This is a genomic window from Streptomyces sp. NPDC001204, from assembly GCF_053598035.1.
Window position 1 is genome coordinate 20318 of sequence record NZ_JBSFJL010000025.1, and the last position, 22275, is coordinate 42592.

The 22275-nt window shown below is 72.1% G+C and carries 21 protein-coding genes and 1 pseudogene; 16 read left to right on the forward strand and 6 right to left on the reverse strand.

The features are described from left to right. Positions 1-43 precede the first annotated feature (43 nt). Together ACWC91_RS28715 and ACWC91_RS28720 are read left to right on the forward strand one after the other, a co-directional pair. Positions 44-1720, forward strand: a complete 1677-nt coding sequence (locus ACWC91_RS28715; RefSeq protein ID WP_225078495.1) for an FUSC family protein — start codon at positions 44-46, stop codon at positions 1718-1720. Further along, positions 1717-2310 carry a MarR family winged helix-turn-helix transcriptional regulator gene (locus ACWC91_RS28720; protein ID WP_225078496.1) on the forward strand — a complete coding sequence of 198 codons (594 nt, stop codon included), beginning with the start codon at positions 1717-1719 and terminating at the stop codon, positions 2308-2310. The genes ACWC91_RS28715 and ACWC91_RS28720 overlap by 4 nt, the downstream gene beginning before the upstream one ends. A 107-nt stretch (positions 2311-2417) precedes the next feature. On the opposite strand, the gene ACWC91_RS28725 is transcribed toward ACWC91_RS28720, so the two are convergent. Further along, complete coding sequence (locus tag ACWC91_RS28725; RefSeq protein ID WP_225078497.1) at positions 2418-3182, reverse strand: VOC family protein; 765 nt, start codon at positions 3180-3182, stop codon at positions 2418-2420. Between the two features lie 103 nt (positions 3183-3285). Next, positions 3286-3678, reverse strand: coding sequence for a VOC family protein (locus ACWC91_RS28730; RefSeq protein ID WP_225078498.1), 393 nt, complete (start codon positions 3676-3678; stop codon positions 3286-3288). Positions 3679-3747: 69 nt separating this feature from the next. Here ACWC91_RS28730 and ACWC91_RS28735 point away from each other — a divergent pair, with 69 nt between their 5' ends. Then, positions 3748-4287: a GNAT family N-acetyltransferase gene (locus ACWC91_RS28735; RefSeq protein ID WP_225078499.1), complete on the forward strand. Its 540-nt coding sequence runs from the start codon at positions 3748-3750 to the stop codon at positions 4285-4287. A gap of 17 nt (positions 4288-4304) precedes the next feature. Here the strand turns inward: ACWC91_RS28735 and ACWC91_RS28740 are convergent, their stop codons facing one another. Beyond that, positions 4305-4988, reverse strand: a complete 684-nt coding sequence (locus ACWC91_RS28740; RefSeq protein ID WP_450643073.1) for a glycerophosphodiester phosphodiesterase — start codon at positions 4986-4988, stop codon at positions 4305-4307. A 438-nt stretch (positions 4989-5426) separates the two neighbouring features. On the opposite strand from ACWC91_RS28740, the gene ACWC91_RS28745 reads away from it, so the two are divergent. The 6 genes and pseudogenes from ACWC91_RS28745 to ACWC91_RS28770 form a co-directional block, all read left to right on the forward strand. Next, positions 5427-6824, forward strand: coding sequence for a DUF6421 family protein (locus tag ACWC91_RS28745; RefSeq protein WP_225078501.1), 1398 nt, complete (start codon positions 5427-5429; stop codon positions 6822-6824). A 41-nt stretch (positions 6825-6865) separates the two neighbouring features. After that, on the forward strand, positions 6866-7624 hold the full coding sequence (locus ACWC91_RS28750) for an SDR family NAD(P)-dependent oxidoreductase (RefSeq protein ID WP_450643071.1): 759 nt from the start codon (positions 6866-6868) through the stop codon (positions 7622-7624). Beyond that, positions 7621-8691, forward strand: a complete 1071-nt coding sequence (locus ACWC91_RS28755) for a threonine aldolase family protein (protein ID WP_450643070.1) — start codon at positions 7621-7623, stop codon at positions 8689-8691. The genes ACWC91_RS28750 and ACWC91_RS28755 overlap by 4 nt, the downstream gene beginning before the upstream one ends. A gap of 89 nt (positions 8692-8780) precedes the next feature. Continuing rightward, entirely contained in the window at positions 8781-9371 is a 591-nt protein-coding gene (locus ACWC91_RS28760) for a transglutaminase domain-containing protein (RefSeq protein WP_225078503.1), read from the forward strand. Positions 9372-9388: 17 nt separating this feature from the next. Further along, a complete protein-coding gene (locus ACWC91_RS28765) occupies positions 9389-10084 on the forward strand; it encodes a B3/B4 domain-containing protein (protein ID WP_450643068.1) in 696 nt (231 codons plus the stop codon). A gap of 66 nt (positions 10085-10150) precedes the next feature. Then, a pseudogene (locus ACWC91_RS28770) lies at positions 10151-11191 on the forward strand (IS200/IS605 family accessory protein TnpB-related protein); the annotation flags it as partial. A gap of 6 nt (positions 11192-11197) precedes the next feature. Here the strand turns inward: ACWC91_RS28770 and ACWC91_RS28775 are convergent. Beyond that, on the reverse strand, positions 11198-11926 hold the full coding sequence (locus ACWC91_RS28775) for a lysophospholipid acyltransferase family protein (protein ID WP_281154190.1): 729 nt from the start codon (positions 11924-11926) through the stop codon (positions 11198-11200). Between the two features lie 275 nt (positions 11927-12201). On the opposite strand from ACWC91_RS28775, the gene ACWC91_RS28780 reads away from it, so the two are divergent. The 5 genes from ACWC91_RS28780 (at position 12202) to ACWC91_RS28800 (ending at position 16884) form a co-directional block, all read left to right on the forward strand. Next, positions 12202-12588: a TlpA family protein disulfide reductase gene (locus tag ACWC91_RS28780; RefSeq protein WP_376502391.1), complete on the forward strand. Its 387-nt coding sequence runs from the start codon at positions 12202-12204 to the stop codon at positions 12586-12588. A 208-nt stretch (positions 12589-12796) separates the two neighbouring features. Next, positions 12797-13315 (forward strand): flavin reductase family protein, encoded by a 519-nt coding sequence (locus tag ACWC91_RS28785; protein WP_225078506.1) that lies wholly within the window; start codon positions 12797-12799, stop codon positions 13313-13315. Positions 13316-13534: 219 nt separating this feature from the next. Further along, entirely contained in the window at positions 13535-14320 is a 786-nt protein-coding gene (locus ACWC91_RS28790) for an electron transfer flavoprotein subunit beta/FixA family protein (RefSeq protein WP_225078507.1), read from the forward strand. Positions 14321-14372: 52 nt separating this feature from the next. After that, positions 14373-15335 (forward strand): electron transfer flavoprotein subunit alpha/FixB family protein, encoded by a 963-nt coding sequence (locus ACWC91_RS28795; protein ID WP_450643066.1) that lies wholly within the window; start codon positions 14373-14375, stop codon positions 15333-15335. Between the two features lie 244 nt (positions 15336-15579). Next, positions 15580-16884 (forward strand): DUF6986 family protein, encoded by a 1305-nt coding sequence (locus ACWC91_RS28800; protein ID WP_450643064.1) that lies wholly within the window; start codon positions 15580-15582, stop codon positions 16882-16884. 226 nt (positions 16885-17110) lie between these two features. On the opposite strand, the gene ACWC91_RS28805 is transcribed toward ACWC91_RS28800, so the two are convergent. After that, complete coding sequence (locus ACWC91_RS28805; RefSeq protein ID WP_225078510.1) at positions 17111-18181, reverse strand: LacI family DNA-binding transcriptional regulator; 1071 nt, start codon at positions 18179-18181, stop codon at positions 17111-17113. A gap of 225 nt (positions 18182-18406) precedes the next feature. On the opposite strand from ACWC91_RS28805, the gene ACWC91_RS28810 reads away from it, so the two are divergent. Both ACWC91_RS28810 and ACWC91_RS28815 read left to right on the forward strand, forming a co-directional pair. After that, a complete protein-coding gene (locus ACWC91_RS28810; RefSeq protein WP_141363763.1) occupies positions 18407-19360 on the forward strand; it encodes an ROK family protein in 954 nt (317 codons plus the stop codon). Between the two features lie 60 nt (positions 19361-19420). Beyond that, on the forward strand, positions 19421-20008 hold the full coding sequence (locus ACWC91_RS28815; RefSeq protein ID WP_450641907.1) for a hypothetical protein: 588 nt from the start codon (positions 19421-19423) through the stop codon (positions 20006-20008). A 67-nt stretch (positions 20009-20075) separates the two neighbouring features. Here the strand turns inward: ACWC91_RS28815 and ACWC91_RS28820 are convergent, their stop codons facing one another. Next, positions 20076-22112, reverse strand: a complete 2037-nt coding sequence (locus ACWC91_RS28820) for an NPCBM/NEW2 domain-containing protein (protein ID WP_450641909.1) — start codon at positions 22110-22112, stop codon at positions 20076-20078. Positions 22113-22275 lie beyond the last annotated feature (163 nt).

Genomic DNA, 22275 nt, shown 5'->3' on the forward strand with positions numbered 1-22275 from the left:
TCGGATATGCTTTACAGGTAAAACACCTGCTAATCTTGTCGGTATGAGCAGTGTGCCCCCCACTCCCGGCCGGATCGCCCGGCGTCTTCCGCTCACCGGCGTGCTGCGGCTCGGCCGCCCCTCGGACATCTGGTTCAAGCCCGCCCTGAGCGTCGTCGTCTCGGTCGCCCTGCCGACCCTCACCCTGCTCGTCCTCGGCCGGCTCGACCTCGCCATGTACACGATGGCGGGCTCGCTGTGCGCCCTGTACGCGCACAACCGCCCCTACGCCGCCCGGGCCCGCGCCCTGGCCTGGGTGGTCCTCGGCATGATCGGCGGCCTCGCCCTCGCCCTGGTCACCGCCTCGCTCACCACCGACCCGGTCGTCCTGGTCACCATCGGCGCCCTGATGGCGGCCGTGCAGAAGGCGCTCTGCGACGCCACCCGCATCGGACCGCCCGGCAACGTCGTCCTCACCTTCATCAGCTCCGCCTCCCTGTTCGCCCCGCAGACCCTCGGCCAGGTCCCGGGCCACCTGGCGCTGGCCCTGGCCGCGGCGGCCTGGGCCTGGCTGGTCGGCATGGCGCCCGGGCTGCTGCGCCCGCACGGCCCGGAGCGCCGCGCCACCGCGCAGGCGCTGAACGCGGCCGCCGCCCACGCGGCCACCGGCGGCACCGGCGAAGGCCACACCCGGACCCGCGCCGCCGCGGCCGCCGCCGTCCAGGCCGCCTGGCAGACGCTGCTGTCCACCGGCACCCGCACCGCTCCCCGGCGCGCCCTGGAACGGCTCGTCGTGCGCGCCGAGGTCGCGCTCGCCGCCCCGGCGGACACGGACCCCGAGAAGCTGCGCACCTGGGCCCGCCGACTGTGCGGGACCGGGCCGATCCCCGAGGCCGGCGAGACGGCGGCGGCCGCCGACGAACTGCTCGGCGTGGACGCCGAGACCACCGCTCCCCGCCGGCCCTGGTGGACCCGGCTCGGCCCGCTCACCCCGATCGCGGTGCGCACCGCGCTGGGCTGCGCCCTCGCCGGCTACGCCTCCCTCGCGCTCGGCGTCGGCCGCCCCTACTGGGCCCTGGTCACCGCCGCCTCCCTCTACCAGGCCAACATGACCCTGACCTGGAAGCGGGGCATCCAGCGCGTCGTCGGCAACCTCGTCGGCGTCCTCGTCTTCGGCGCCGTCGCCCCGCTCGCGCACGCCAGTGACCTGGCCCTCGTCCTGCTCTGCATGGCCTTCAACTTCGGCGCCGAGGCGCTGATCGGCCGCAACTACTGGCTCGGCAGCATCTGCGTGACCCCCCTGGCGCTGCTCATCATCGAGTTCGCCGGGTACCACGAGCCGGGCGAGCTGATCACCGAGCGGGCCGTGGACACCCTGGTCGGCGCGCTGGTCGGCTTCGTGGCGGCCGTCGCCGTCACCAACCGCCGGGCCGGCGACCGCATCGAGCACGCCCTGGCCGCCGTGGACCGGGCCCGCGAAGGAGCGGCCCGCCTGGTCGCCGAGGAGCGGCCCGCGCCCGCCGCCCTGGAGTCCGCGCGCCGGAGCCTGGCCGCCGCGCTGGCCGACCTGCGCGCCACCGCGGACGCCGCGTCCGGCGAGTGGTGGCAACGCGCCCTGCCCCAGGAGCGGGTCGTGCTCACCGAGCAGTCCGCACACCGTACGCTCGCCGCGACGGTACGACGCCAGGGCCTGCACGCCCCGGCGAGCACGGGCGAGACGACGGAGGACGTACGGCCATGACGGCGAGGAACGGACGGCCGGCCCACGGGGACGCGGTGACCGGGGACGCGGCGCACGAGCGGATCCGGCCCGCGGGGACCGAGCCGGGCGGCGACACCGTCGCCGGAGTGGTCCGCCAGTGGCGGGCCGTCCACCCCGACCTGGACACCGCGCCGATGGAGATCATCGGCCGGATCAACCGCTGCGCCGCCCTCCTCCAGCAGGCCGAGGACGCGCCGCTGCGCCGGGCGGGCCTCAGCCGGCCCGAGTTCGACCTGCTCGGGGCGCTGCGGCGGACCGGGGACGAGCTCACCCCGAGCGAACTGACCCGCGAGACGTTCTCCTCGGGGGCCGCCGTCACCAAACGCCTGAAGCAGCTGACCGAACGCGGACTGGTGGAGCGCCGCGGCGACACCCGCGACCGCCGGGTCGCCCACGTCCGCCTCACGGACGCCGGACGGGACCTCGTCGACGGCATCCTGCCGGAGCAGCTCGCCTACGAACGGGCCGTCCTGTCCGGCCTGGCCGGGCGGGAACGGGACGGCCTGGCCGCGCTCCTGGGGGAGCTGCTCGGCCGGCTGGAGGGGCGCCCGGGCGCCCTGCGCCTCTGAGCCGGAGGTCCACCCCGGATCCACGACCGTCTCGTTCGTGGATCCGGGGTGGACCGTCACGGGTTCCTCGGCTCCCCAGAGCGGACCTCGGCCTTCCTGGGCGGGCCTCAGCTCTCCCGGGCGGACCGGTAGATGCCGAAGGTCGCGCCCTGGGGGTCCCGCAGGACCGCGATACGGGGGCCGTCCGGGAGCGCAGTGGGCTCCAGCAGGGCCTTGGCGCCGGCCCGGACCGCGACGTCCGTGGTCGCGTCGACGTCCTCGACCGCGAAGTACGGCAGCCAGTGCGGCGGCACATCGGCCGGGAAGCGGTCGTGCATCGCCGTCACGCCGCCGAAGTCCTCGCCGTGCAGACCCCACTGCGTGTACCACTCCGAGGCGTTGACGCTCCAGCCGAACACGCTCGTGTAGAAGTCCCTGGCCCGCTTGGGGTTGCGGGTGACCAGTTCCACCCAGCCGAGTGAGCCGGGCCGATTGAACACCCCGGCACCGGAGAACTCCCGCGCCTGCCACATCTGGAAGGCCGCGCCCGACGGGTCGAGCGCGACGGTGAAGCGGCCCTCGTCGTAGATGTCCCTCGGACCGTGGATCACCGTCCCGCCGGCCTCCACCACCTTGTTCGCCACGGCGTCCGCGTCGGCGACGGCGAACGAGACGTTCCACGCGACCGGCTGCGACCTCTGGTACAGGGGGGTGATCGCGGCGACCGGCGCGTCCCCGAGGTGGGCGAGGGTGTAGTCACCCGAGACCAGCCGGGGGTCGCGCCGCATGCGCCAGCCGAACACCTCCGTGTAGAACCGTGTGGCAGCCTCCAGATCGCTGGTGCCCAGCTCCGCCCAGCAGGGTCCGCCGACCACAGGCTTGTCGAACTCCATGGCACTCCTCCGGGAAGGCTCATCCCCACCCACCAGCACGCTAGCCCCGGCCGCCGACGCGGGCCAGCGGGAGCCGCCCGCGGCCGCCGCGCCCGGATCCGGCTCAGATCCCCGCCCGGTACCGCAGCGGATGCTCCGCCGGCACCTCGACGAGGACGATGGGCGTGCCGTCCGGATCGGCGATCCACATCTCGATCAGACCCCACGGTTCGCGCACCGGCTCACGCGTGATCCCGACGCCCTTCGCCCGCAGCTCCTCGTGGGCCGCCGCCACGTCCTCGACCTGGAGCCACAGCCGCACGGACGGGGACGGCGGACCGTCGGAGCGCCCGGAGAGCTCCAGGAAACCGCCACCGAGGAAGTAGACGGTGCCGCGCTCCGGCCCCGTGCCGAACTCGCGGTAGACGGCGAGGCCGAGCCGCTCGCCGTAGAAGACACGGGAGCGCTCGGGGTCCGTGGGCCGGACCAGTGTCCGGCTGCTGAGTACGTGCACCATGCACCGGGAGCCTAGTGGCAGGATGGCGCTCGCCCCGCCCGACAGCGCCCGAACCGAAAGGCCCGCCCCATGAAGACCGCCGCCAGCGGACTGACCTTCCGTGACGCCCGCGACGCCGACGTCGACACGCTGGTGCACCTGATCGAGTCGGCGTACCGCGGGGACTCCAGCCGGGCGGGCTGGACCACCGAGGCGGACATCCTCCAGGGGCAGCGGACGGACCCCGGGGGCGTGCTGGAGGTCATCGAGTCGCCCGGGAGCAGGCTGCTGACGGTCGAGCGGGACGGCCGCGTGGTCGCCTGCTGCCAACTGGAGCACCAGGGGGACCACGCCTACTTCGGCATGTTCGCCGTCAGCCCCACGCTGCAGGGCGCGGGCCTGGGCAAGGCGGTCATCGCGGAGGCCGAGCGCCGGGCCCGGGAGGACTGGGGCGCCAGGGAGATGCACATGACCGTGATCTCCGTGCGCGAGGACCTGATCGCCTGGTACGAGCGCCGCGGCTACCGCCGTACGGGAAGGACGACCCCCTTCCCGTACGGCGACGAGCGGTTCGGCATTCCGCAGCGCGACGACCTGGAGTTCGAGCTGCTGGTCAAGGAACTCGCCTAGGGGTCCCTGCCCCGGGGTCAGGCGGTGAAGCGGCCGGTGAGCTTGATCTCCGGGTAGTCGGTGGTCGCGCCGTCCAGCTCCAGGGCGCGGACCAGACGCAGATGGTCCAGGGTGTTCACGACCCAGCCGATGATCCGCAGGTCCGCCTTGCGCGCGTGCTCGACGATCTCGAGGGTGAGCCGGCGGATGTTGAGGCAGACGGTCGCGGCGCCGGCGGCGGTGGCGCGCTCGACGACCTCGGAGTCGTAGCGGCTGGCCACGAGCGCGGTGCGCACTCCCGGCACCAGCCGGGCGATCTCGGCGATCGCCTCGTCGTGGAACGAGGACACCTCGACGCGGGAGACCAGGTCCCGCTCGTGCAGCACCTCGGCCAGTGCGCGGGCCGCGGCCACGTCCTTGATCTCGGCCTGGAGCGGTGAGCGCACCGCGTCGAGGACCTCCTCGAAGACCGGGATCCGCTCGCCGCGTCCGGCGTCCAGGGAGCGCAGCTCGGCGAGTGTCTTGTCCGCGATCGCGCCGCTGCCGTCGGTGGTGCGGTCCACCTTGTCGTCGTGCATGACGACGAGGGCGCCGTCCTTGCTCAGGTGCAGATCGAGTTCGACGACGTCCAGTCCGGCCTGCTGGGCGGCGACGAAGGAACGGAGGGTGTTCTCGGGCTCGACTCCCATGACTCCGCGGTGACCGATGGTAAGGAAGTTCAAAGTTCAACTCGCTTCCGTCGACGGCGGCTCTGCGCGGCGCGGAGCGGATGGACCTCGTCGTCCGCGCGGTAGTGACGCAGCCTAATGGCCCACACGCTGGTTGAACCCCCGCGTACACGCCGCAGTGGGGTGACGGCCCGCGGGAACGGGCCGGATCCGCCGCGGCGGTCACTCCGGCGTGGGCGAGTCCCCTTGTGGCATTGACCGCCGGGCCGTGAAGTCACCGCACGGTCGCCCACGGCCGGAAACCGCCCCCGGAGAGACGTGGCGTCGGTCACTCGACCGGCCCACCGGGTCTGGCCCCGTCCGGGTGTACGGCAGGAAAATAGCCGGTGACCATGGCTGCGCGCAGAATAATTTCCCGAGGCTCCCCTTGCTGGGAGAAACCCTGTATGTATACCGTCTCCTTACGCGAGGTTGTCCCGTGGAGGATGAGACATGACGGAAATTCTTGTGCAGGTGGGTGCGGAGGAGAAGGTTCCTCCGGTGGCCAGGGTGGTTGAGCACCCGGCGTGGCCCGTGCTCAAGGATGCCGTGGAGCGAATCCGGCCATGGCAGTCGAAGGACGGCTCGATCGACTTCACGGCCGAGGGCGCCCCCGGCCGCGCGGACGCCGACGCCGCCGTACGGCGTGTGATCGACGCCGTCGAGGAGCTGTCCCCGCTGCTGCCGCACGACGCCGCCTACCACGAGGCACTCGTGCGGGACCTGCGCCGCTGGTCCGAGGGCGGCTTCGAGGTGCCGGACTTCCTGGACTCGCTGCTGGCCTTCCAGCCCGCCGCGAACCGCGCGGACGGCCTCCAGCACCTGGTCGTCTTCCCCATGTACACGCAGAACGGCAACCCGGACCGCAACCTGGAGGCGGTCGTGCTGCGCATGGTCTGGCCGGACTGGCTGGCCGAGCTGGAGCGCACCCGCTACGACAACCCGCTGTTCTGCGGCATCACGTTCGAGGACTTCACGGGCGGCTACGACACCAACTCCGCCGTCCTCTTCCCGGAGACCATCGCCGTGCGCGAGGCGCCGGAACGGTTCTCCTGGGGCGGCATCTTCTGCGACCGCGAGGCCGCGCGCTTCCGCCGCGTCACCGCCGCCGCCGTCGACCTCCTGGGCCTCGAACTGCCCGAGGACATCGCCGCCATGGTCCACGACCAGAAGCGCTGCGAGGAGGCCTTCGTGCTGTGGGACATGGTCCACGACCGCACCCACAGCCACGGCGACCTGCCGTTCGACCCGTTCATGATCAAGCAGCGCCAGCCGTTCTGGATGTACGGCCTGGAGGAGCTGCGCTGCGACCTCACCGCCTTCAAGGAGGCCGTGAAGCTCCAGGCCGACGGTGTCGCGCAGGCCCGTGACGTGCAGTACGCGGTGCTGTTCGACCGCATGTTCCGCTTCCCGGTCACCGGCGAGCGCGTGCGCAACTACGACGGCCTCGGCGGTCAGCTGCTCTTCGCCTACCTGCACAAGCACGACGTGGTGCGCTGGACCGACAACAAGCTGGCCATCGACTGGGAGCGCGCCCCGCAGGTCACCAACCAGCTGTGCGCCGAGATCGAGAAGCTCTACCGCGACGGCATCGACCGCCCCAAGCTGGTCCACTGGTTCGCCGGCTACGAACTGGTCTCCGCCTACCTCGCTCCGCACCCGGGCTCCAAGTGGGCCAAGGGCCCCGACGCCCTGGACCTGACCCAGCCCCCGCGCAAGCTCGTGGATGACGTGCTTCCGGACGAGTTTCCGCTCAGCATGTTCTACGAGGCACTGTCCAAGAAGCTGAAGAACGTGATCGCCTCGACCAGGGGCATCGTGGCGGACAGCGCCGAGCGGGTCGCCGCGTGAGCGGCCGCGAAACCGAGAACACTGCGCAGGAGGCGAGGAACATGGTGGGGAACGGGGCTCTCAGCGGTGCGGTGATCGCGGTGGCCGGCGCGGGCGGACCGGCCGGCCGGGCGGCGCTGCTCAGGCTCGCCGAGGCGGGTGCGACCGTCGTCGGCGCGGACAACGACCCGGAGCGGCTCTCGCAGGCCGTGGACGCCGCCCGGTACGCCTCCGGCGGCGCCCGCGTCACCGGGGACACCGTCGACCTGCTCGACCTCCAGTCCACCCGCGACTGGGCCGCGCACATCGAGAAGGACTTCGGCCGGATCGACGGCCTGGTCCACCTCGTGGGCGGCTGGCGCGGCAGCGAGACCTTCACCAAGACCAGCCTGGACGACTGGGACTTCCTCGAGCTGCTGCTCATCCGCACCGTGCAGCACACCTCCCTGGCCTTCCACGAGGCGCTGCAGCGCAGCGAGCGCGGCCGGTACGTCCTGATCAGCGCGGCCGGCGCCAGCAGGCCCACCGCGGGCAACGCGGCGTACTCCGCGGCCAAGGCGGCCGCCGAGGCGTGGACCCTGGCCATGGCCGACTTCTTCCGCAAGGCGGGAAAGAGCGAGGGCGCCGAAGGGCCGACGTCCGCGGCTGCGATCCTGGTGGTGAAGGCGTTGGTGCACGACGCGATGCGCGCCGACCGCCCCAACGCGAAGTTCGCGGGCTTCACGGACGTCAGCGACCTGGCCGACGCCATCGTCGACGTGTGGAGCAAGCCCGCCGCGGAAGTGAACGGAAAGCGTCTGTGGCTCACCGAGAAGCCGTGAACCCTCCCAGGACCGATGCGCGTCGCCACCACGACCCCGAGGTCCGCGGGTTCGCCAGCGACAACTACGCCGGGGTCCACCCGGAGGTGCTCGCCGCCCTGGCCGTGGCCAACGGCGGGCACCAGGTCGCGTACGGCGAGGACGACTACACCGAGAACCTCCAGCGGATCGTCCGCAGCCACTTCGGCGCCACCGCGGAGGCGTTCCCGGTGTTCAACGGAACCGGCGCGAACGTCGTGGCGCTCCAGGCGGTCACCGACCGCTGGGGCGCGGTAATCTGCGCGGAGAGCGCGCACATCAACGTCGACGAGGGCGGCGCCCCCGAGCGCATGGGCGGCCTGAAGCTGCTCACCGTGCCCACGCCCGACGGCAAGCTCACCCCCGAGCTGATCGACCGGCAGGCGTACGGCTGGGAGGACGAGCACCGGGCGATGCCGCAGGCCGTCTCGATCACGCAGAGCACCGAACTCGGCACCCTCTACACGCCCGAGGAGATCCGCGCCGTCTGCGAGCACGCGCACGCGCGGGGCATGAAGGTGCACCTGGACGGCTCCCGCATCGCCAATGCGGCCGCCTCCCTGAACGTGCCGATGCGGACGTTCACCAACGCCGTCGGCGTCGACATCCTCTCCCTGGGCGGGACGAAGAACGGCGCGATGTTCGGCGAGGCGGTCGTGGTCCTCAACCAGGACTCGGTCCGCCACATGAAGCACATCCGCAAGATGAGCATGCAGCTCGCCTCCAAGATGCGTTTCGTGTCGGTGCAGTTGGAGGCGTTGCTCGCCAAGGACCTGTGGCTGCGCAACGCCCGGCACGCCAACGAGATGGCGCAGCGGCTCGCGGAGGGCGTGCGCGCCGTGCACGGCGTGGAGATCCTCTACCCGGTGCAGGCCAACGGGGTCTTCGCCAAGCTCCCGCACGAGGTGAGCGAGCGCCTGCAGAAGCGGTTCCGCTTCTACTTCTGGGACGAGGCGGAGGGCGTCGTGCGCTGGATGTGCGCCTTCGACACCACCGAGGACGACGTGGACACGTTCGTGGCCGCGTTGAAGGAGGAGATGGCGCGCTAGCGTCCTCACACCGGTCGGATCTGCATAGTTATGCGATCGCTCGAAAATTCATTGACGTTCGAGTGGTCGCATTCCTATGCTCTGCGGGCATGGAGCTGATCCAGAACACCCCCGACCTGTCTGCGTATTTGGCCGCCGACGAGGCGATCGACCATGACCACCCGATGGTCCGCGAGACGGCTGCCCGTCTCGCCGAGGGGGTGGCGGACTCGTATGCCTATGCGCGGTCCGCGTACGAGTTCGTGCGCGACGGCATCCCGCACTCGCAGGACTCCGGCGACCCGCGCGTCACCTGGCGCGCCTCCGACGTGCTCCGGCTGCGCACCGGCATCTGCTACGCCAAGGCCCATGCCCTGGCGGCGCTGCTGCGGGCCGAGGACATCCCGACGGCGCTGTGCTACCAGCGGCTGACGCACGACGACGGCGGGCACGTGGTGCACGGACTGGTCGCCGTCCGGTTCAACGGAGCCTGGCACCGGCAGGACCCGCGCGGCAACAAGCCGGGCGTCGACGCCCGGTTCTCCCTCACCGGTGAGCGCCTGGCCTTCGTACCGGATCCGAAGTCCAACGAGCTGGACTATCCAGTGCTGTACGCTGAACCGCACCCGGCCGTGCTGGCCGCCCTCACGGCCGCTCCGGACCGGCCGCGGCTGTGGAAGACGCTCCCTGCCGCACTCTGACCGCGAGGCGGGAGAACATGGCACTGACGCTCACCGTGTCCGACGAGGTTCGCGCACTCGCGCCCGGCTTCACCCACGTGGCCGTCGAGGCCCACGGGCTGGTGGGCGGACCGAGCACCGAGGCCTCCTCGGCGCTCCTCGACGAGGCCGCACGCCGTCTGGCGGCGCGTCTGGACGGGCGCGCCCCGCACGAGGACCCGCACATGGCCGCCTGGCGCGAGACCTACACGGCGTTCGGCTCCAAGCCCTCCCGTACCCGCAACTCGGCGGAAGCGCTGGCCCGGCGGGCGCTGACCGACGCCGGACTGCCCCGCATCAACCTGCTCGTCGATCTCTACAACGCCATCAGCGTCGCCCATCTGATCCCCGTCGGAGGCGAGGACCTCGACCGGATCGAGGGCGGTATGCGCCTGGTGCGGGCCAGTGGCGAGGAGGACTTCGTGACCGTCACGGGCGGCGAGGAGACCGTCGAACACCCGGACGCGGGCGAGGTGGTGTGGTGCGACGAGGCCGGCGTGACCTGCCGCCGCTGGAACTGGCGCCAGGGCCCGCGCACCCGTCTCACCGAGCAGACCGCGTCGGGCATCTTCCTGCTGGAGAGCCTGGCCCCGATGCCGGTCGCCGAGGCGGAGGCGGCGGCGGCCGAACTCGCCGAACTGCTGGAGAAGTTCAGCCCGGGCGCCGAGGTCACCGTACGGCCGCCCGCGTCCTAGGCACAGGCCTGTCCGCCGCCTTCCCGGCCTGTCGTGCGGCTCCGGCCGGGGTTTGAACTGCTGCGGCAGGCCGAGCACTGGTTTCTCCAGGCCGATGGCGAGTCCGGCAAGCGGTACGGCAACGAGACGATCCGCATCACACCAGGCGGTGAGATGAGCATCAAACTCCCGGCGCCGCTGGCCGGGCTGGCCAACGCGCCGCACGGCCGGTACGTGCTCGCCTGCCGGATCGGCTTCCGCCACCGGGAGGAAGAGTGGGCCGACCGCATCGCCGCCCATCGTGCGGTGGCCTCCCGCATCAACTACGACACGGACCGGAACCGCTGGTACGTGACCGCCTCCTGGCAGATCCCGCAGGTCAGGACGGTGCCGCTGGAAGCGGCTCGTGCGGGTGGGCTGGTCGGGATGGACATGAACGCCGACCACCTGGCCGCCTGGCGCCCGGATGAGCACGGCAACCCCGTCGGCGCGCCCCGCAGATTCGACTACCGGCTGACCGGCAGCGCGCAGCATCGGGACGCGCAGTTGCGGCACGCCCTGATCCGCCTGCTGCACTGGACGGCGCGGCGCGGTCTGGCCCTCGCGATCGAGGACCTGGACTTCGCCGCGGACAAGACCCGGGAGAAGCACGGCCGCCGCAAGCGGTTCCCCAAGCTGATCTCCGGCCTGCCCACCGCCCGCCTGCGCACACGGCTCGTGCCCATGGCTGCCGAGCTCGGCGTCACCGTCGTCGCCGTCGACCCGGCCTACACCAGCCGCTGGGGCGCCCAGCGCTGGCAAAAGCCCCTGAGCAGCAAGAACAGGAAGCCCACGCGGCACGAGGCTGCCGCCGTGGCAATCGGAAGGCGCGCCCTGGGATGCCCGATCCGGCGTCGGACGGCACCGCCCTCACACGACCGGAGCGATCGTGCGGGGCATCGGACCGTCCAGGCCCGACCGGGCAGCCCGGGGCGTGAGGGACCCCGCCCCCGCATTCCCGGACCACGGAGACGATCCGCCGGCGCCGGACGCGGAGCGAAAGCCGGCGACCAGTGTGCTCACAACCGTTCGGGGCACACGGCTGAGCACGAATCCTGGCACCAGGACTCACTCCCGCTCAGCTTCTAGGAACGGTCAGTGCGCTCCGGCCGTGCGGAGCTGGTCCGGGGTCGGGGCCGTGCCGCCGAGGTGGGCGGGCATCCACCAGGTGTCGTCGGCGGACCGGGGGCGGACCGGGTAGGCGCGCTGGGCGGCCTCCAGGAGCTCCTGGACGCGTTCGCGCAGCCGGCGGGTGATGGCGCCCGCGTACTGCTCGCGGGAGGCCTCCATGGCCTCGCCCACGCGGATCGTGACCGGGATGTGGCTGCGCTTGAAGTTGCGCGGGTGGCCCTTGGTCCACAGCCGCTGCGTACCCCAGACGGCCATCGGGATCAGCGGAACGCCGGCCTCCTGCGCGAGGCGCGCCGCGCCCGACTTGAAGCTCTTCAGCGTGAACGACTCGGAGATCGTGGCCTCCGGGAACACCCCGATCACCTCGCCGGACCTCAGCGAGTCCAGCGCTCGCGCGTACGCCGCCTCACCGTTGGCGCGGTCCACCGGGATGTGCTTCATGCCGCGCATCAGGGGGCCGGAGATCCGGTGCCGGAAGACCGACTCCTTGGCCATGAAACGCACCAGGCGCTTCTGCGGGAGCGCCGCGAGCCCGTTGAAGACGAAGTCCAGATAGCTGATGTGATTGCTCACCAGCACGGCGCCGCCCGTGCGCGGGATGTTCTCCGAGCCCCGGCAGTCGATCTTGAGGTCCCACGCCTTGAACATCGTGCGGGCGAGACCGATGACGGGGCGGTAGACGAGCTCTGCCATGAGCGGGACGGACCCTTCTCTCTGCCAGGGAAGGGGCTCCCGGCTGAAGTTACGCTGCCGTAGGTTTACGGCCTGTCGCAGATCGTGCCCCAAGAACGGCCCGGGAGCCAGTCCACGTGCCCGTCCACGGCGAGATCCTCGTCACGTCACCCGTGAGATTCCGCCCGACGGCCCATAGCGGCCACACCGCGTCCGCGGACCACCGGCCGCGGCCACCGCCCGGCGGACCCGTCCCGGGTTCCGGGAATCTCCGCGCTCCCGGGCGCGCTGAACCGGTGGGCGCGCGCGGGCGCGTTCGCGAAGGTACGGCGGCACGGCGGAAGAGGAGAGCAGGCGTGCGGGGATGTGGCGAGGACAGGCGGCTCGGGGCGGCCGAACTCGGTGAGGACCTCGGCGCGCGTGCCACGCTGGTGCAGTTCTCCAGCGCGTTCTGCGCACCCTGCCGGGCGACCAGGCGAGTCCTCGGCGAGGTGGCCCGCATGGTCCCCGGCGTGGCGCACGTCGAGGTCGACGCCGAGGACCGGCTCGACCTCGTGCGCGAACTCGGGATCCTCAGGACGCCGACCGTGCTCGTCCTCGACGCGGACGGCCGCGTGGTACGGCGGGCCGCCGGACAGCCGCGCAAGGCGGACGTCATCGCGGCCCTGGGGGAGGCGTTGTGAGGCCCCGATCCATGACGGCGGGACAGCACCCACATCCCGGGACGTACTTGACTGGGCACGCCAACTATCGTGAGCCTGACCGCATGCCCTCGGAACTCCTTCTTCTCGGGCGGCCCCGCGTCGACCCAGCCCGCCCCACGAGCGCGTGCCGCCCGGACTGTTGAGCAGCCACGGATCCCGCTCGTCCGACCAGCAGAAGGACAGCTCCATGACGGCCACGTCCGACCTGGGCGCCTCCGCCACCGTCCAGCTCGCCTCCCCCCAGCTGCTGCGCTCCGTCTTCCGGCGGCACGCGGCGGGCGTCGCGGTGATCACCGCCCGGGGCGACGCCGGTCCGGTCGGCTTCACCGCCACCTCCCTCACCTCCGTCTCCGCCGAGCCCCCGCTGCTCTCCTTCGGCGTCGGCACCGGCGGCTCCAGCTGGCCGGCGATCGCCGCGACCGAGCACGTAGGCGTCCACATACTCGGGGAGCACCAGGAGGAACTGGCCGCCACCTTCGCGCGCAGCGGTGCCGACCGCTTCGGAGCGCCGACGGCGTGGCGCGAGGGTCCCGAGGGGGTGCCCGTCCTCGACGGCGTGCTGGCCTGGATGGTGTGCCGGGTCGTCACGCGGGTGCCCGCCGGGGACCACCGCATCGTGCTGGCCGAGGTCGTCCTGGGCGACCCCACGGGCGCCGGCCGTCCGCTTCTCTACCATCAGGGCCGCTTCAGCGCGCTGCGTGATTGATCACCCCGGCGCTCCCCTGCGAAGCCGTCGGGTTCCGGTTACGCTGCGTTGCGAAGGTCACAGTTCAAAGCGCTTGCTCAGCGGGCATGAACTGGGTGTACTGACGAGTAATATTCCGCTCGGAGCGCGCGGTCGCCCTGACCGGGATCGGCCGCTTCAGGCGCCTATGCTGCCTGCAGGAAGGCAGCCCAGAGAAGACGATGCAGTAGGAGAGCCGGCGTGAGCTTGAGGATCGTTGTCACTGTGAAGTACGTGCCCGACGCCACTGGCGACCGGCACTTCGCCGATGACCTGACCGTCGACCGGGACGACGTGGACGGTCTGCTCTCCGAGCTGGACGAGTACGCGGTCGAGCAGGCGCTGCAGATCGCGGAGAACGCCGACGAGGCTGAGGTCACCGTTCTGACGGTGGGTCCGGAGGACGCCAAGGACGCGCTGCGCAAGGCGCTTTCGATGGGCGCCGACAAGGCGATCCACGTCGAGGACGACGACCTGCACGGCACGGACGCCATCGGCACCTCGCTGGTGCTGGCCAAGGCGGTCGAGAAGGCCGGCTACGACCTGGTGATCTCCGGCATGGCCTCCACCGACGGCTCCATGGGCGTGGTCCCGGCGCTGCTGGCCGAGCGCCTGGGCGTGCCGCAGGTGACGCTGCTGGCCGAGGTGTCGGTCGAGGACGGCACCGTGAAGGGCCGCCGGGACGGCGACGCCGCATCCGAGCAGCTCGAGGCGTCCCTGCCCGCGGTGGTGTCGGTCACCGACCAGTCGGGCGAGGCCCGTTACCCGTCCTTCAAGGGCATCATGGCGGCCAAGAAGAAGCCGGTTCAGTCCTGGGACCTGTCCGACCTGGACATCGACGAGGACGAGGTCGGTCTGGAGAACGCCTGGACGGCCGTCGACTCCGCCACGGAGCGCCCGGCCCGCACCGCCGGCACGATCGTCAAGGACGAGGGCGAGGGCGGCAAGCAGCTCGCCGAGTTCCTCGCGAGCCAGAAGTTCATCTGAGGCCCGCAACCCGCCGACCGCCCCCCTTCGCAAGCAGGAGAGAAGAAGTCCCATGGCTGAAGTCCTCGTCTACGTCGACCACGTGGACGGTGCCGTCCGCAAGTCGACCCTGGAACTGCTGACCCTGGCCCGCCGCATCGGCGAGCCGGTCGCCGTCGCCCTCGGCGCGGGTGCCGCGGACACCGCCGCGACGCTCGCCGAGCACGGCGCGGTGAAGGTCCTCACCCACGACGCGCCCGAGTACGCCGACTACCTGGTCGTGCCGAAGGTGGACGCCCTCCAGGCCGCGGTCGAGGCCGTCTCCCCGGCCGCCGTGCTCGTCCCGTCCTCCGCCGAGGGCAAGGAGATCGCCGCCCGCCTGGCGCTGCGCATCGGTTCCGGCATCATCACCGACGCCGTCGACCTGGAGGCCGGCGACGAGGGTCCGGTGGCCACCCAGTCGGTGTTCGCCGCCTCGTACAGCACCAAGTCCCGTGTCTCCAAGGGCACCCCTGTCATCACCGTCAAGCCGAACTCGGCCGCCGTGGAGGCCGCCCCGGCCGCCGGTGCGGTCGAGGCGCTGAACGTGTCCTTCTCCGCGCAGGCCACCGGCACCAAGATCACCGGCCGGACGCCGCGTGAGTCGACCGGGCGTCCGGAGCTGACCGAGGCCGCGATCGTGGTGTCCGGCGGCCGCGGCGTGAACGGCGCGGAGAACTTCGCGGTCATCGAGGCGCTCGCCGACTCCCTCGGCGCGGCCGTCGGTGCCTCGCGTGCCGCCGTCGACGCCGGCTGGTACCCGCACACCAGCCAGGTCGGCCAGACCGGCAAGTCCGTGTCCCCGCAGCTGTACATCGCCAACGGCATCTCCGGCGCGATCCAGCACCGGGCGGGCATGCAGACCTCGAAGACGATCGTCGCGGTCAACAAGGACTCCGAGGCCCCGATCTTCGACCTGGTCGACTACGGCGTGGTCGGCGACCTGTTCGCGGTCGTCCCGCAGCTCACCGAGGAGATCAAGGCCCGCAAGGGCTGATCCTCCGACGCCGACCGAGGCCCCCGTGCCCCGCCCTCTCCGGGTGGGACGCGGGGGCCTCGGCTCGTCCCGGCGGCACCCCCCGGAGCCTCCGGAGCCTTAACGGGTGATCACCTCCTCCCGCGCGCCAGGATGAAGGCGTGGGCGGTCGCGCGAAAGACGGTGTTGACCCACGGGAAGATCCACGGATAACTTCGTACTGCGGATTATTGATTCCGGGAAGCGGAAAACAGGAGGGTGCGGGATGGGTCAGGGCCAGCAGGAGAACGTGGCGACGAGCCTCGCGGGCGCCGTCAGCGAGGAGATCAGCGCCTCCCTCGCGCCGGTCGACGCCGAACTGGAGCGCCTCTACCCGGGCGACCCCGGTACCCGCCAGCCCGTGCACACCGTCTACGTGCCCGGCGACGTCTTCGACGCCGGCACCATCCGCTCCTGGGGCGACCAGGCGCTCGCCGCGCTCGACGAACACGCCCCGGACGCGGCCTCCTTCGCCGCCGTCCTCGGCCTGAGCGACGAGCTGGCCGCTCCCGTGTACGACCGCGTCCGCGCCAAGCTGGAGCGGGAGCCCATCGAGGACCTTCGGATCGACTTCGAGGACGGCTACGGCCCCCGCCCGGACGCGGAGGAGGACGAGGCGGCCGCCCGCGCGGCCAGGCTGGTCGCCGAGGCGTACCGGAACGGGACGGCCGCCCCCTACATGGGCATCCGCATGAAGTGCCTGGAGGCGGCGGTCCGCGACCGGGGCATCCGCACCCTCGACATCTTTCTCACCGGCCTGATGGCGGACGGGGGCCTGCCCGAGGGGCTGGTCCTGACGCTGCCGAAGGTGACCTATCCCGAGCAGGTCACCGCCATGGCCCGGCTGCTCGAGGCCTTCGAGAAGGCCCATGGGCTGGCGCCCGGCCGCCTCGGCTTCGAGCTCCAGATCGAGACCAGCCAGTCCATCCTCGCCGCCGACGGCACCGCCACCGTCGCCCGGATGATCCAGGCCGCCGAGGGCCGCGCGACCGGACTGCACTACGGCACCTTCGACTACAGCGCCTGCCTCGGTGTCTCCGCCGCCTACCAGGCCAGCGACCACCCGGCCGCCGACTACGCCAAGGCCGTGATGCAGGTCGCCGCGGCGGGCACGGGCGTACGCGTCTCGGACGGCTCCACCAACGTCCTGCCGGTCGGCCCGACCGAGAAGGTGCACGACGCCTGGCGACTGCACTTCGGCCTCACCCGCCGCGCCCTGGCCCGCGCCTACTACCAGGGCTGGGACATGCACCCCGGTCACATCCCCACCCGGTACGCGGCCGTGTTCGCCTTCTACCGCGAGGGCTTCGAGCAGGCGGCGGTCCGCCTTGCCCGCTACGCCAGCCGTGCCGGCGGCGACGTCATGGACGAGCCCGCCACCGCCAAGGCGCTCAGTGGCTACCTGCTGCGCGGCCTGGACTGCGGCGCCCTCGACTCCGCCGAGGTCGCCCGGCTCACCGGTCTGACCCGAGCCGACCTGGAGTCCTTCTCCGCCCCGCGCCGCGGCGACCTGACCGCCGCGGCGCAGTAGCCGGGGGCACCTGACAGGGGCGTGACCGCGGGGCCCTGACCCCCGCGGTCACGCCCCCGTGCGCCTCTCGGTGCCGCCCTGATCATCCGCGTGCTCCACCTTGGTACGGGTGTCCGGCCACGTGTCCCACCTGCCCCGCGCGCAGGCGTCGGGCCCGGCCCTGCCGCGCGCAGCATCGCCCGGGTGCCTCCGGGAGAGCCCGCAACGGGCCGGCCCCACGAGTGGTTCAGTCCGACGGTGGCAGTTCGCCCGAGCCGCGGGTGACCAGCCGGGTCGGGAGTTCGATGCGTTCCGGGGCGAGGAGGGTGCCGTCCAGCTGGCGGAAGAGGCGCTCGGCGGCGGTCCGGCCGAGGGCCGCCGCGTCCTGGGCGACGACGGTGACGCCCGGCTGGAGCAGATCGGCCAGTTCGATGTCGTCGAAGCCGACGAGGGCGACCCGGCGCGCCTGCTCGGCCAGCACGCGGATCACGGTGACGGTCACCCGGTTGTTGCCCGCGAACACCGCGGTGACCGGATCGGGCCCGGACAGCATCGTCTCGGCGGCGCGGCGCACCCGCTCCGGGTCCGTGACGCCCAGCGACATCCAGGAGTCCTCGACCGCTATGCCCGCGTCCTCCATCGCCGCCCGGTAGCCGCGCAGACGCTCGGCGGCCGTGTGGATGCGGGGCATGTCGCCGATGAAGCCGATCCGGCGGTGGCCGTGGGCGATCAGGTGGGCCACGCCGTCGCGGGCGCCGCCGAAGTTGTCCGACAGTACGACGTCGGCTTCGATGTTCCCGGCCGGACGGTCCACGAACACGGTCGCGACGCCCGCCTTGATCTCCGGCTCCAGATACCGGTGGTCGTCACCGGCCGGGATCACGACCAGCCCGTCCACCCGCCGTGCGCACAGTGCCAGCGCCAGTTCCTGCTCGCGCTCCGGGTCCTCCGCGCTGGAGCCGTTGATGAGCAGGGCGCCGTGGGCGCGGGCCACCTCCTCGACCGCGCGGCTCAGTGGCCCGTAGAACGGGTCGGCGAGGTCTTCCAGGATCAGGCCCACGCTCGACGTACGGCCCTTGCGCAGCACCCGCGCGCTGTCGTTGCGGCGGAAGCCCAGGGCCGCGATGGCGTCCTGGACGCGCCGCTCCGTGTCCGGGGTGACCCCGGGCTCGCCGTTGACCACGCGGGAGACGGTCTTCAAGCCGACGCCCGCGCGTGCCGCCACGTCCTTCATGGTCGGACGGCTGCCGTAGCGGTTCCCGGAGCCGCGGTGCGGGTGGTCTGCGGGGCGGTCTGCTCGACGGGCGGTCTCGGGCACGGTGCGGCGTCCTGTCCTGTCGTCCACGGGGACGAATCGCGTCCACGGGGATGCGTCGGTCCATGGGTTCGTATGAGGATGTGGCGTCGAGCATAGAACCTGGACAACGTTGTCATATGCGCGAGAGACTGTCCATCGCATACTCCGGATCGCGCCCCCCCACAGCGATACCGGACTGCGCCCACCTCTTGGTTTTCTCATGATTGACGGGGAGATCTGACTCTGATGCACACCGACCTCGTGGCTGCGCTGGACATCGGCGGCACCAAGATCGCCGGAGCGCTGGTGGACGGCCGCGGCGGCATCCTGGTGCGCGCGCAGCGCCCGACGCCCGCGCAGGAGGACGGGGACACCGTGATGCGGGCCGTGGCGGAGGTGCTCGGTGAGCTGGGTGCGTCGCCGCTGTGGGGGCGTGCCACGGTCCTGGGTATCGGCAGCGCGGGCCCGGTGGACGCCTCCGCGGGCACGGTCAGTCCGGTCAACGTGCCCGGCTGGCGGGGCTACCCGCTGGTCGAGCGGGCCCGCGCCGCGGCCGGCGGCCTGCCCGTGGAACTGATCGGCGACGGTGTGGCGATCGCGGCGGCCGAGCACTGGCAGGGTGCCGCCCGCGGACACGACAACGCGCTGTGCATGGTCGTCTCCACCGGCGTCGGCGGCGGCCTGGTGCTCGACGGGCGGCTGCACCCCGGCCCGACCGGCAACTCCGGACACATCGGCCACATCAGCGTCGACCTCGACGGCGACCCGTGCCCGTGCGGTTCGCGGGGCTGCGTGGAGCGCATCGCGAGCGGCCCGAACATCGCCCGCCGGGCCCTGGACCACGGCTGGCGCCCGGGCCCCGACGGCGACACCTCGGCCGCCGCGGTGGCCGCCGCCGCCCGCGCCGGGGACCCGGTCGCCATGGCCTCCTTCGCCCGCGCCGCCCGTGCCCTGGCCGCGGGCATCGCCGCCACCGCGACCCTGGTCGAGATCGACATCGCGGTGATCGGCGGGGGAGTGGCCAAGGCGGGGGAGGTGCTCCTCGCCCCGCTGCGCCGCGCCCTGGCCGACTACGCCACCCTCTCCTTCGTACGTCGTCTGACGGTCGCCCCGGCCCAGATGGGCACGGACGCCGGGCTGGTGGGAGCGGCGGCGGCAGCGCTCGCGGCGCGAACGGGCGTGACGGCGGCCGGGGTCTGAAACGGCGGCCGCGGTCCATGATGTGAGCCGTGCACGTCTGAAGCCGGAGGGGGACTGTTGGTGGCACAGCAGAGTACGGCCGGGGGCGGAAACGCCCTGGCCCTCTTCCTGTTGGTGTGGGGAGTCGTGGCCGTCGTGTTCGGCGGCGCACTGGCCTTCGACTATCGCGGGGCGACACGGCAGAGGTTCCGGCTGAACGGCCGGCCGTGGCGGCCGAGAACGTCACGCGACATCAAGCTCGTCCGGACGTTCGGTGGAGCCTTCGCCCTGATCGGCGCCGGGGTGCTCGTCCAGGGCGCGCTGTTGCTCGAACCGAGTTCCGGGGTGGAATGGCAGAAGTTCCCGCGCATCGGCCTGCCGACCTGCGTCGTGACGACATCCCTGGTCGTGATCGGCATCGTCCTGCAGTGGCGGACCGACCCGGGCTCGCTGCGGTCGGCCTGGTCGGCCGGGGTCACCCAGCGCATCGCGTTGGTGGCGGTCGCCTTCTCGCCGCCGCTGTTCGTCGTGTGCTGGTGGGCGCTGGGGCCGGGCCCGCTCAGTGTGGTGCCGGGGCTGGTGGCCGTCGCCGCCTCGCTGGTGCTGTTCCTGGGGCGGCAGCGGCCGGACGCGTACGAGGACCCGCTGGGCGACCTCGGCCCCCTCTGAGAGCCGGACGCGTGCGAGGAGGCGCTCCCGGCGCGTGTTTCGCCGGGGAACGCCTCCTCGGCCTGGCTCAGCACATCAGGCGGGCGTCCGCCCAGTCCGCGTGGTCGGAGTCGATGCCGTCGCCGCCGTCCGTGACGACGAGGCGGACCACCTGCGCGCCGGTCACGTCCGCCGACAGCGGCCGGGCGCCCATCGCGTTGGTGAGGACTCCGGTGGCGGCGGCCTTCCTGCCGTCCGCCCAGATCTCGAACGCGACCGTGCCCCTGCCGTTCTTCTCGTCGTCGACGCCGACGTCGGCGGTGACCGTCCGGCAGGTCCCGCCGGTGTAGTACTCGACGGCGCTCTCCGCGTGGACGCCGAGCCCCTTGGAGTACACGACTCCGCCGAGGGTGATCGGGTGACCGTCACCGGCGGCGCTCTCGCCGTTGCTGGTGTCGCGTTCCACCGGGCCGTAGCCGTTGGTGGCCGAGAGCCAGGGAAGGTCACTGAGGTACGACGTCCCGGCGGGCGGCCGCACCACCACGCCGGCGGCGAAGGCCAGGGCGCTGTCGGCGCGGGCGCCGCCGGGGGAGCGGTGACTCGCCTGAAGCGTCAGGTCGTACGACCCCGTCGGCGTTCCGGCCGGTGCGGTGACCGTCCAGCGCGTGCGCAGCGCCTTGCCCGTCGGTACCGACCCGGCGTGGGTAGCGGACTCGGGCCGTACCGTCCAGCCCTCGGGGCCGGTCAGGGACACGGAGACCTGCGTGGCCGGCGTACGGCCCAGGTCGGTGACGGTCGTGGTCAGCGTCGCCGGCTTGCCCCCCTCCAGCAACGGAGCGCCGTCCAGGCCGAGTTCGACGGCGGGCGGGTTCGCGGCCCAGCGGCTGTCGGGGAAGACCCGGACCAGGACGGTGCCGTGGGCCGGGACGGTCGCCGAGATCGTGCCCGCGGTGTTGTAGGAGCGGTGCCGCCACAGATCGCGCAGGGTGTAGGCGGCGGCGTCGGGCAGGCCCACGGCCCGCGCGGAGGTGGCGACGCGCTGCGGGCTGCCGGTCTCGTTGAACAGGGCGACGGCGCGGCTGCCGTCCTTCATCTCCTTGGCCACGACCCAGCGCCCGCCCTCGGAGGAGACGACGGTGCCCTGCTTGCCCAGCGGGTCCTGGTCGACGGCGATGACCTCCTTGTTGGCCAGGATGTCGAAGGTCGCCCCGGAGGCCTTGCGCAGGTCCGATCCGATGAGGAGGGGCGCGGCCATCACGGACCACATCGAGAAGTGGGTGCGGTACTCGGTGTCCGTCATGCCGCCGTTGCCGACCTCCAGCATGTCGGGGTCGTTCCAGTGGCCCGGACCGGCGTACGGGGCGAGCGGCAGGTTCTGCTTCAGGATCGACAGCATCGAGCCCCAACTGTCGCTGATGTCACCGGTCGTGCGCCACAGGTGCCCGACGTCGGAGGCCCATTCCCAGGGCTTGTTCTCGCCCCATTCGCAGAGGCTGTAGACGATGGGCCGGCCGGTCGCCTTCAGCGCGTCCCGCATGGTGGTGTACCGCAGCCTGGCGTCCACTCCCTGGTTGTTGCAGTTGTCGTACTTGAGGTAGTCCACACCCCAGTCGGCGAACTGCTGGGCGTCGCTGTACTCGTGGCCGAGCGCGCCGGGGAATCCGGCGCTGTTGCACGTCTTGGTGCCGGCACTGGTGTAGATGCCCAGCTTCAGTCCCTTGGAGTGCACGTAGTCCGCGACAGCCCTGATGCCGTTCGGGAACCGGACCGGGTCGGGCACGAGCTTGCCGTTCGCGTCGCGGGCGGGCAGGGCCCAGCAGTCGTCGAGGTTGACGTACTGGTACCCGGCGTCCTTCAGCCCCTTGGCGACGAAGAGGTCGGCGATGCCCTTGACCATGGACTCGTCGAACTCGGCCCGGCAGTGCGTGGAGTTCCAGTTGTTGAAGCCCATCGGAGGGGTGAGGGCGAGCCCGTCGGACCGCGTGGGCGTGACGGAGTCCCGAGCGGGGGCCGTTGCGGCGGGCGCGGCGACGGCCGGGACGGCGAGTCCCGTGGTGCACAGCAGTCCTGCGGCCAGAGCCCCGACCACTGTGCGGCGGGCGGTGCGCGTGTGCGGGTGACGCATAAGAACGCTCCTCCGAACTCGCGAAAGATGGGATGACATCATGTCCGCGTCATCGGTGCGCGGTTATGGTAGGAGCTGTCGGACTCTGTTGGAAGAGAAGCGGTAACGGTTGTTCGATATCCCGTCAGAACCCTTGACTCCGAGGGAAGTTGGCGGTGAGATC

Bases quoted from the DNA above. Each gene is read 5' to 3' on its own strand.
- ACWC91_RS28760 (WP_225078503.1), top strand. From the start codon at position 8,781: ATGGAGCTGATCCAGAACACCCCCGACCTGTCTGCGTATTTGGCCGCC.
- ACWC91_RS28720 (WP_225078496.1), top strand. From the start codon at position 1,717: ATGACGGCGAGGAACGGACGGCCGGCCCACGGGGACGCGGTGACCGGG.
- ACWC91_RS28810 (WP_141363763.1), top strand. From the start codon at position 18,407: ATGCACACCGACCTCGTGGCTGCGCTGGACATCGGCGGCACCAAGATC.
- ACWC91_RS28730 (WP_225078498.1), bottom strand. From the start codon at position 3,678: ATGGTGCACGTACTCAGCAGCCGGACACTGGTCCGGCCCACGGACCCC.
- ACWC91_RS28765 (WP_450643068.1), top strand. From the start codon at position 9,389: ATGGCACTGACGCTCACCGTGTCCGACGAGGTTCGCGCACTCGCGCCC.
- ACWC91_RS28800 (WP_450643064.1), top strand. From the start codon at position 15,580: ATGGGTCAGGGCCAGCAGGAGAACGTGGCGACGAGCCTCGCGGGCGCC.
- ACWC91_RS28735 (WP_225078499.1), top strand. From the start codon at position 3,748: ATGAAGACCGCCGCCAGCGGACTGACCTTCCGTGACGCCCGCGACGCC.
- ACWC91_RS28785 (WP_225078506.1), top strand. From the start codon at position 12,797: ATGACGGCCACGTCCGACCTGGGCGCCTCCGCCACCGTCCAGCTCGCC.
- ACWC91_RS28745 (WP_225078501.1), top strand. From the start codon at position 5,427: ATGACGGAAATTCTTGTGCAGGTGGGTGCGGAGGAGAAGGTTCCTCCG.
- ACWC91_RS28725 (WP_225078497.1), bottom strand. From the start codon at position 3,182: ATGGAGTTCGACAAGCCTGTGGTCGGCGGACCCTGCTGGGCGGAGCTG.
- ACWC91_RS28715 (WP_225078495.1), top strand. From the start codon at position 44: ATGAGCAGTGTGCCCCCCACTCCCGGCCGGATCGCCCGGCGTCTTCCG.
- ACWC91_RS28775 (WP_281154190.1), bottom strand. From the start codon at position 11,926: ATGGCAGAGCTCGTCTACCGCCCCGTCATCGGTCTCGCCCGCACGATG.
- ACWC91_RS28750 (WP_450643071.1), top strand. From the start codon at position 6,866: ATGGTGGGGAACGGGGCTCTCAGCGGTGCGGTGATCGCGGTGGCCGGC.
- ACWC91_RS28795 (WP_450643066.1), top strand. From the start codon at position 14,373: ATGGCTGAAGTCCTCGTCTACGTCGACCACGTGGACGGTGCCGTCCGC.
- ACWC91_RS28820 (WP_450641909.1), bottom strand. From the start codon at position 22,112: ATGCGTCACCCGCACACGCGCACCGCCCGCCGCACAGTGGTCGGGGCT.